Source organism: Lampropedia hyalina DSM 16112, assembly GCF_900129055.1.
In the GTDB taxonomy this organism is placed as follows: Bacteria; Pseudomonadota; Gammaproteobacteria; order Burkholderiales; family Burkholderiaceae_C; genus Lampropedia; species Lampropedia hyalina.
This window is the reverse complement of sequence record NZ_FQUZ01000024.1, coordinates 43696-50047: the sequence shown is the minus strand read 5'-3', so window position 1 is coordinate 50047 and position 6352 is coordinate 43696. Positions and strand designations below refer to the sequence as shown.

Sequence of the window (6352 nt, the reverse complement as noted above, 5' to 3'; positions counted from 1 at the left end):
GCAAGGTGTTTCTGATCCTGGACAACCTGGGTGTGCATCACTGCAAGCCGGTCAAGGCGTGGCTGGCCGAGCACGTTGATGCAATCGAGGTGTTCTACCTGCCCAGCTACAGCCCGGAGCTCAACCCCGACGAGCGCTTGAATGCAGAGCTCAAGCACGTGATCGCCAGCAAGGTGCCCGCACGCACCAAGGCCAAACTGCGCGTTGTCACCAACGAGCACATGTCCCAACTGGAGCAGCAGCCCGAGCGCGTCAAAGCTTACTTCCGAGACCCACGAATCAAATACGCGGCTTGAGACTATTTGAGGGCCGGATCAATAAGTACAACGAAACCGGGGCACTGGTGCATTTTGTGCCCGAGGGAATGGCTTTGGTGTCGCCAGTGGTTTTCAAGCATTACGCTTCGACGCTGACAGTGGATGCGCAGCGCATCAACGAGTTAGGTATGCAGGTGCAGAAAGCGGTCATCAAAGCTGGCTGGCATCTGGAGGGGGCGAACAGGCAAAACATTGTGAAGTATGCGGTGCGCAAAGGCGAGCAGGAAGTCAGCAGGCTGTCAGCGGTAGTGCTGGAGATGCCATCAAGGTGGGTGCAGCCGGTGCCGCCAAGCAACCCGGTGCTGAAGTTGTTGTGAGGGCAGGTGTTTTGGTGGGCTGAAAGTTGACACCACAGTATTCCGTGGTAAATTCGGGGCGTGTGTAAACGGATAGGCACAATTAACAGGCTCATTAAAACCATCTCAATGTCATAGAAATCAAGCAGTTCAATGTCATAGAAATCAAGCAGTTGCGGCTGCTTTTTGCCGCCGTCAATTGCTAGATACGATGTATATTATGTTTAATAATTTATATACCTTCAAATTCACTGCTAAAAAAAGCCCTGTAAAATTTGCAGGGCTTTTTTATATTTGGTGGCGCATCAGGGATTCGAACCCCGGACCTGCGGATTATGATTCCGTCGCTCTAACCAGCTGAGCTAATGCGCCAAAGAGAAGATTATATGATGTTTCTTAATGGCTGAAAGTAAAAATGGTTATTTCAGGAAATTTTTTTCACAAAACCATCAGGATGGAGTGACTGCCAGTGCCAAGCATCGCGCAGCATATCTTCCAGGGATCGAGCAGCCTGCCAACCCAATGTTTGAGCTGCTTTGCTGGCATCGGCCCAGAAGGCTGGCAAATCGCCCGCACGCCGAGATGCAATGATGCAGGGAATGGTCTGTCCGGTAACGCGCTCAAAGGTCTGCACTATTTGCAAGACTGAAACTCCCTGCCCTGTCCCAAGGTTGAATGCCTGCAAGCCTGGCTGGGTCAATACATCCAGTGCCTTGAGGTGTCCCAGTGCCAGGTCACTGACGTGCAGGTAATCGCGCACGCAACTGCCGTCTCGGGTGGGATAGTCGTTACCAAATATCGACAGGGCATCACGTCGTCCGACGGCCACCTGGGTAATGAAAGGCAGCAGATTGTTGGGAATGCCGCTGGGGTCTTCGCCAATCAGGCCACTGGGGTGTGCGCCTATCGGGTTGAAGTAACGCAATGCCGCCACCGCCCAGCGGCTATCACTGTGGCAAAGGTCGGCCAGCAGTTGCTCCACCATGATCTTGCTGGTTCCGTAGGGATTGGCAGCACGCCCCAATGGCATGGTTTCGCGGTAAGGCACTGGTGCATCCAGTCCATAGACGGTCGCCGAGGAGCTGAACACCAGCCGGAATACACCCGCACGCTGCATGGCCTGCAACAACTGGATGGAACCGCTGACATTCGTGTCGTAGTATGCCAACGGTTTCTGGACGCTTTCGGCCACGGCTTTGAGGCCCGCGAAATGGATGACGGCATCGATGCTATGAGCTGCAAACAGCGCGTCAAGTGCAGCAGCATCACGCACATCGGCCTGTATGAAACGGGGTGTGCGTTGTGTGATCTGTGCAACCCGCTCCAGTGCCACAGGACTGCTGTTGCAGAGGTTGTCGAGTACCACGACTTCATGGCCTGCTTGCAGCAGCTCCACAACGGTATGCGAGCCGATATAGCCCGCGCCTCCAGTGACCAGTATTTGCATGGCGCGATTGTAGAACAGCAGATTGCGTTTCAGGGCCGGGCATCGGCAGACCACCAATACGACATGACCCAGTTCTCCACATGGCGGCCTACCGGCGTGTACGGTGGCATGGGTGACTGGTGACGCAAGCGGTGGGCGTTGTAGGCAATGCGGTAAGTGCTGGCGTACCACTGGGGAATCAGCACCCGTTCACTCACGATGACGCGCTCCAGCGCGCGGCAGGCTGTGTTGAAGTCATCTACGGTGTTGGCTTGCACCATCTGCTCGATCAAGGCATCGACCGCCGGGTTTTTCAGGCCCGTATAGTTGCTGGAATCGGGCTGGTCGGCCGCCGCACTGCCGAATAGCTGGGCGTATTCCTGACCGGGGTTGTGGGTTCCCTGAAGGTTGAGGCTGATGATGTCAAACTCGAAGTTGCGCATGCGTTGCAGATAGACAGCGAAATCCACCGAACGAAAACGCAGGTCAATGCCGAGTTTTTCCAGATTGCGCATCCACGGCGAGACGGTGCGGATGCTGGCCTCGCCACTGGTGAGGTATTCCAGCACCATGCGCTGGCCCTGGGCATTGCGCAGCTGGCCGTTCTGCACCTGCCAACCGGCTTCGGCGAGCAATGCGCTGGCCTGGCGCAGATTGTCGCGCAGGCTGTGTGTGCCATCGGTGCGTGGAGGTGCTTCAATGGGGGCGAAAACCGCAGGCTGAACCTGTTCGCGCCACGGCTCCAGCAAGGCCCGCTCCTTTTCTGACGGTGCTCCCTCTGCATGACAGGCGGTGTTGCCGAAAATGCCCTGCACACGCCGGTAGGCGTTGTAGAACAATCGCTGGTTCATCCACTCATAGTCCATTGCCAGCGACAAGGCCTGGCGCACCCGGACATCCTGCAACAGCGGGTTGCGTACATTGAGCAGGTAGCTCTGGAAGCCTGTGGGGTTGCTGTGTTCGAATTCGGTTTTCACCAGTTCCCCGCTGTCGAATCTGCGCCCCTTGACGCGACGTGCCCAATCGCCTGCGCTATGGAACTGCATGAGGTCGAATTCACCGGCCTTCAGGGCTTCCAGTCTGGCCGTGTGGTCCTGGTAGATGGGAATGTGGATGCGGTCGAAGTTATGACTGCCTCGATTGACGTTCAGGTCTGCGCCCCAGTAGTCCGGGTCGCGTACATAGGTGACATCGCGGCCAAAGACCACCGGGCCGATGCGGTAGGGGCCGCTGCCAATCGGAATATCGGTGATGACGGCATCAAATGGTTTGGCCTTGCCATCCACCACGCCCCAGTCGCGGCTGAAGATCGGCAGACTGCCGACCAGCAAAGGCAGTTCACGATTGGGCTGGCGAAAGTGAAAGCGAATGGTGCGTTCGTCCACTACGACGGCACTTTCCACATCGGCCAGCACGGTAGCATAGGCGGGCATGGCCTGGGGGCTTATCAGGGTTTCGTAGCTGTGACGCACGTCTTCGGCCAGCACGGGTTTTCCGTGGTGAAAACGTGCTTGCGGGCGCAGGCGGAAAGTGGCTGACAGGCCATCGGGTGCGACTTCCACGGATTCGGCCAGCAGTCCGTAGCCGGTGGCCGTTTCGTCCAGACTGCCGGTGAGCAGGCTCTCGAACAGCAGGCTTTCCAGATAGGCGGGTGCCGAGCCGCGTATGGTGAACGGGTTGTATTTGTCGAACGTGGAACTGCGCAGGTTGCTGACCAGCCGCAATTCGCCTCCCTTGGGTGCGTCGGGGTTGGCGTAGTCGAAATGGCTGAAGTCTGCCGGGTATTTGGCCTCTCCCCACAGTGCATAGGCGTGGCGCACTCCAGAATCTGCCCACGCCGGAAGGCTGGCAAGCAAACCGAATGCCAGACGGATGCAAAGCTGCTTCAGGATGGCAGGTTGTGGCTGGCGGGATGGCTGTGGGTGTGGCATGGGAGGTGGCAGAGACATGCGACAATTGTCGCACCAGTGTGAGACAGGCACAGGCATGAGGATATGACCTGTGTGGCTGTTCGCCCGCAGTATCGATCAACCAAAATTCCAACAGGAGTCCAGAATGGGTTTTCTCAACGGCAAAAAATTGCTGATTACCGGTGTGCTTTCCAACCGTTCCATTGCCTATGGCATTGCCAAGGCCTGCCATGAGCAAGGAGCTGAACTGGCGTTCAGTTATGTCGGGGAGCGTTTCAAGGGGCGCATCAGCGAGTTTGCCGCCGAGTTCAATTCCCAACTGGTGTTCGACTGCGATGTGTCGGACGATGCCCAGATCGAGAGGTTGTTTGCTGATTTGTCGGCCCACTGGCCGCAGTTCGATGGCTTTGTCCACAGCATCGGCTTTGCCCCGCGCGAGGCGATTGCCGGCAATTTTCTCGATGGTCTGAGCCGCGAGAATTTCCGCGTGGCACACGACATCAGTGCCTACAGCTTCCCGGCACTGGCCAAGGCCGCCCTGCCCTTGCTGCGCCCGAATGCCGCACTGCTGACACTCTCCTATCTGGGCGCGGTGCGCTCCGTGCCCAACTACAACACCATGGGCCTGGCCAAGGCGAGCCTGGAAGCGAGTGTGCGCTATCTGGCCGAGGCCGTGGGGCCACAGGGCATTCGCGTCAATGGCATCAGTGCCGGCCCGATCAAGACACTGGCAGCCAGCGGCATCAAGGACTTCGGCAAGCTGCTGTCGAATTTTGCCGAAACCTCGCCATTGCGCCGCAACGTGACCATCGAGGATGTCGGCAATGCCGCCGCCTTCCTGCTGTCCGATCTGGCAGCGGGTGTGACATCAGAGATCATGTACGTCGATGGTGGCTTCAGCCAGACCATCGGCATGCCTGCTCCCTGATTGCTTCGCGCCGCAGTCATGGCCACTTCGCCGCGTCTGGTCGCCATCCTGGGAGCCGAAAGCAGCGGCAAGACCACGCTGGCACAGGCTTTGGCGCGGCATTTCGATTGCCCCTGGGTTCCTGAATACCTGCGTGCATTCACGCAGTTGCAGGGGCGCACTCCGCAGAGGCAGGAACAGCATTCCATTCTGCAAACCCAGGTTGCCAATGAAGATGCCGCGCTGGAGCGGGCGCGGCAAAATGGCAGTGCATGGGTTTTCTGCGACACTGCTCCACTGCTGACGGCTGTGTACAGCGAACTGGTGTTTGGTGACCGCAGCTTGTACGCGATGGCAGCCTCATTGCAGCAGCGTTATGCGCAGACGCTGCTGCTCAACAACGATGTGCCCTGGCAGGCCGATGGACTGCAACGCGATGGCGCGCATGTGCGAGGGCCGGTGCTGGCCTTGCTCCAGCAGCATCTGACGGCATTCCACGCGCCTTTCGCGCTGATTGCTGGCCAAGGCCCACAGCGCATGGCCCACGCGCTGGCTATTTTGTGCCCCGAAAGCCAAACAGGTTGAGAAACTGCTCGGTCTGGAGCCGTACCTGTTCCTGCATCTGCTCCTGCATGGCCTGAACGGTCTGGCGGGATTGCTCGGTGTAGTCTTCCATCACATTCGGCAGAATCGGTGTGCTCAGGCCGGGAAACTGCTGCCAGAATTCCGGTGGCATGTGCTTGGTCTGCTCGACCCACTGCGTCTGCATTTCCGACATGGCCTGGATGTTCTTCTCGATGTAGGCTCCCATGAAACCCTGCATCGTGTGGCCATAGAAGCGGATGATGTTGGCCAGAACCGCTTCGGAAAAAATCGGTGAACCGCCCACCTCCTCTTCCAGAATGATTTGCAGGAAGATGCTGCGGGTGAGGTCTTCGCCGGTCTTGGCATCGATCACCTGCACCGGTTCGCGCTCCAATACCAGTTGCTTGACATCGGTCAGGGTGATGTAGCTGGAGCTGACCATGTCGTAGAGGCGACGATTGGGGTATTTCTTGATGACCCGCCCTGTCGGCTGGACGGGTTTGGTGGTTTTTGTCGCCTTGGTGGACTTCGCTGTTTCAGACCCGGTTTTTTGGGGGCTTGTCGTCATTGCCAGATGGAACAGGTACTGCCAACTGAAGATGCCGCTGGCATGGCCATCGTCGAAAACCGGTTTGATGCCATAGTGGCCTACCGGCTCCAGGCTGACAATATCCACCCCGCGCTTGCCGGTCTGGAGCACTTCCTGCCCTGCACCATGCCCCTGCACTTCGGCAGAAGGCGAATGCACCCGCAGAAACTCGAATGGCAGGCGGAACTGTTCGCCGGTCGCAAAGTGGATTTCCAGCACCCGAGACTGGCCATGCAGCACGATCTGCGTGGGCACGACCTCGGCACCGGCCAGTGAATGACGAAACTCCATGAACACCGCCCTTTCAGAAACAAGAAAACCT

General features: G+C 57.9%; 7 protein-coding genes and 1 tRNA gene. 4 read left to right on the top strand and 4 right to left on the bottom strand.

Going from position 1 to position 6352, the window contains the following annotated elements; all coding sequences use genetic code 11:
* On the top strand, window positions 1-296 hold a 296-nt coding region (locus tag BUE21_RS10355; protein WP_200796724.1), incomplete at its 5' end, for a transposase.
* Window positions 293-634 carry a conjugal transfer nickase/helicase domain-containing protein gene (locus tag BUE21_RS10350; protein WP_073356593.1) on the top strand — a complete coding sequence of 114 codons (342 nt, stop codon included), beginning with the start codon at window positions 293-295 and terminating at the stop codon, window positions 632-634. The genes BUE21_RS10355 and BUE21_RS10350, both read left to right, overlap by 4 nt.
* Window positions 635-908: 274 nt before the next feature.
* Here BUE21_RS10350 and BUE21_RS10345 read toward each other — a convergent pair.
* The 3 genes from BUE21_RS10345 to BUE21_RS10335 all read right to left on the bottom strand — a co-directional run bounded on the left by BUE21_RS10345 (window position 909) and on the right by BUE21_RS10335 (window position 3970).
* Window positions 909-985, bottom strand: a tRNA-Met gene (locus BUE21_RS10345).
* 52 nt (window positions 986-1037) lie between these two features.
* Window positions 1038-2060 (bottom strand): UDP-glucose 4-epimerase GalE, encoded by a 1023-nt coding sequence (galE, locus tag BUE21_RS10340; RefSeq protein WP_073356601.1) that lies wholly within the window; start codon window positions 2058-2060, stop codon window positions 1038-1040.
* Between the two features lie 29 nt (window positions 2061-2089).
* Entirely contained in the window at window positions 2090-3970 is a 1881-nt protein-coding gene (locus BUE21_RS10335; RefSeq protein WP_084523166.1) for an extracellular solute-binding protein, read from the bottom strand.
* Window positions 3971-4094: 124 nt separating this feature from the next.
* Here BUE21_RS10335 and fabI point away from each other — a divergent pair, with 124 nt between their 5' ends.
* Complete coding sequence (fabI, locus tag BUE21_RS10330; RefSeq protein WP_073356592.1) at window positions 4095-4877, top strand: enoyl-ACP reductase FabI; 783 nt, start codon at window positions 4095-4097, stop codon at window positions 4875-4877.
* An 18-nt stretch (window positions 4878-4895) separates the two neighbouring features.
* Window positions 4896-5441 carry an AAA family ATPase gene (locus BUE21_RS10325; protein WP_073356591.1) on the top strand — a complete coding sequence of 182 codons (546 nt, stop codon included), beginning with the start codon at window positions 4896-4898 and terminating at the stop codon, window positions 5439-5441.
* Here BUE21_RS10325 and phaR read toward each other — a convergent pair.
* A complete protein-coding gene (gene phaR, locus BUE21_RS15185) occupies window positions 5410-6321 on the bottom strand; it encodes a polyhydroxyalkanoate synthesis repressor PhaR (RefSeq protein WP_084523164.1) in 912 nt (303 codons plus the stop codon). The genes BUE21_RS10325 and phaR overlap by 32 nt on opposite strands.
* Window positions 6322-6352 lie beyond the last annotated feature (31 nt).